Annotated in this window: 2 protein-coding genes and 2 pseudogenes; 3 read left to right on the top strand and 1 reads right to left on the bottom strand. The window is 74.9% G+C overall.

Features of this window, described 5'->3' with window-relative positions:
- A partial coding sequence (locus tag JNW89_RS34865) for a VOC family protein (protein WP_238452265.1) occupies window positions 1–365 on the bottom strand: 365 nt, incomplete at its 3' end.
- 196 nt (window positions 366–561) lie between these two features.
- Between JNW89_RS34865 and JNW89_RS34860 the strand changes: the two genes are divergently transcribed.
- The 3 genes and pseudogenes from JNW89_RS34860 to JNW89_RS34850 form a co-directional block, all read left to right on the top strand.
- Complete coding sequence (locus JNW89_RS34860) at window positions 562–711, top strand: hypothetical protein (RefSeq protein WP_170285311.1); 150 nt, start codon at window positions 562–564, stop codon at window positions 709–711.
- Between the two features lie 16 nt (window positions 712–727).
- A pseudogene (locus JNW89_RS34855) lies at window positions 728–2,141 on the top strand (class I SAM-dependent methyltransferase).
- Window positions 2,142–2,201: 60 nt separating this feature from the next.
- A pseudogene (locus tag JNW89_RS34850) lies at window positions 2,202–2,398 on the top strand (hypothetical protein); the annotation flags it as partial.

Raw genomic sequence — 2,398 nt, 5'->3', positions numbered from 1 at the left:
CCGTTGCCGTCCGGGTCGTGCAGCACCGCGTACCGCTGGCCCCAGAAGGCGTCCCAGGGCGGCAGCTCGCCGTGGAAGCCGGCGCCGGTCAGCTCCGCCCAGTAGCGGTCCACCTCGGCCGGGTCGGCGCAGCGGAAGGCGAGGCTGACCCGGGGGCTGCCGGCCGGCGGCGTCCACCCCGGGTGGAAGGTGCGGACCATCGTCACCGCGTCCCAGGCCAGCCGCAGGCCCCCGGGGAGGGTGACCTCCACGTGGTCCTCCGCGTCGGCCTCGGGTGGGATGGCCAGTCCCAGCCGCCGGTAGAAGTCGAGACTGCGGGCCATGTCGGCGACCACCACGCCGACCACATCCAGGTGAAGTGCCATGGGCGACACGCTAGGCCCACAGCGGGGTCGAGGTCTTGAACGGAACGGACGGGTCGCAGTGGTCGGTGTGGGCCGCACGACGGCCGTTGGCGGCGTACCGTGACGAAGGAACAAGTCCGGCCTTATGGGTGGAAAAGCCGCATCTCGGCGTGCCCGCAGCGCCGGCCCACACGAGGGCGAGGGAAGGGAGCGGTCGGTGATTCACCTGGCCTACCTGGACGCGGGGTCCGGCAGCCTGATCGTGCAGGCGGTGGTCGGCGGGGTCGCGGGGGCGGCCGTCGCCGCCAAGCTCTACTGGCGCCGGCTGGTCGACCGGTTCCGCCGGCAGCCCACCGACCGCGGCTGAGCAGGGTCCACCCCCGATGGCGGTCCCCGACACCGGGATCCGGGTCGAGCCCGGCTCCTTCCGCCGACCCGGCCAACCGGGTCTTCCACGCCGGCGACGAGGTGCTGCGCGGGCTCGGCCCCGACGGCGCCCGCGACTGGCGGGCGCTCTCCGGCAGCGCCTTCTTCGCCGAACTGCTCGCCGAGGGCAAGATCTGCGGCACCGAACCGGTCGACGCGACCCGGTTGCCGGGCTGGACGGCGGTGCTGCGGCACGAGCGGATCCCGTTCGTCTCCCACCCGTACGAGTGGTCGTTCGCGATGCTGCGCGACGCGGCGCTGCTGCACCTGGAGATCCTGCGCCGGGCGCTGTCCGCCGGCTTCACCACCAAGGACGGGTCGGCCTACAACCTGCAGTGGCGCGGGGCCAGCCCGGTCTTCATCGACGTGGGCTCCTTCGCGCCGCTCGCCGAGGGCGAACCGTGGGCCGGCTACCGGCAGTTCTGCCAGACCCTGCTCTATCCGCTGCTGCTCCAGGCCCACCTCGGCCTGGACTTCCAGCCCTGGTTGCGGGCCCGGGTCGACGGCATCGAGCCGGACCAGATGCGCCGGCTGTTCCGGGGCGCCCGCCGGCTGCTGCCCGGCGTGCCGACCCACGTGCACCTGCACGGCGCCATGCAGGGCCGCAACGCCCGCGCCAGCACCACCGACGTCCGGGCACAGCTGAAGGCCGCCGGCTACTCCCGCGACCTGGCCCTGGCCACCGTACGCCGCATCGACCGGCTGATCCGCCGCCTGGACCGGCGCGACGAGGGCAGCCACTGGGTCGACTACCAGCGCACCTGTGGCTACACCGTGCGGGACCGCGAGGAGAAGGAGCACTTCGTCGAGGCGGCGGTGGCCGCCGCCCCGCCCGGGCTGGTGCTCGACCTCGGCGCCAACGACGGCCGGTACGCCCGGATCGCCGCCCGGCACGGCGCCCAGGTGGTCGCCGTCGAGCAGGACCCGGCCGTGGCGGACTCCCTCTACCGGGCCCTGCGCGCCGAGGGCGAACACCGGATCCTGCCGCTCGTGATGGACCTGGCCGACCCCTCGCCCGGGGGCGGCTGGCGGGGCGTGGAGCGGGCCGCCTTCGGCGACCGGGCCCGGGCCGACGTGGTGCTCGCCCTGGCCGTCGCGCACCACCTGGCGATCGGCCGCAACGTGCCGCTGCCCGAGGTGCTCGACCAGCTCGTCGCGTACGCCCGGCCCGGCGGCCGGCTGGTAATCGAGTTCGTCCACCCCGAGGACCCGATGGCCCGCCGGCTGCTGGCCAACAAGCCGGACGGGCTCTTCCCCGACTACCGGCGGGACGAGTTCGAGCGGCTGCTGGCGGCACGCTGTCGGGTCGAGCGGCAGCGGGAACTGCCCTGCGGCACCCGCACGCTCTACCAGGCGGTGGTGGGTGGCTGACCCGGTCCTCGCGCCGCCGGCCGACCGGCGTGACCCCGGTCCGCCACCCGCGGCCACCCCGGCCACCGTTGGCCGTGGCGTGCCGAGCGGGGTCGGCTGCTGGAGGTGGCGGCCCTGCTCGGGCTCGTGGTCACCCAGCCCCTGCTCGACGTGCTCGGACGCAGCCCCGACTTCTTCCTGTTCCACCGCGCCACGCCGCGCGACGTGCTGCTGCTGGTGGCGCTGATCGCGGTGCTGCCCACGCTCGCCGTCGCCCT

It is taken from the genome of Micromonospora sp. 4G55 (assembly GCF_016803375.1).
Note: the sequence above shows the minus strand (reverse complement) of the source record. Positions and strands in the feature narration are given on the sequence as shown.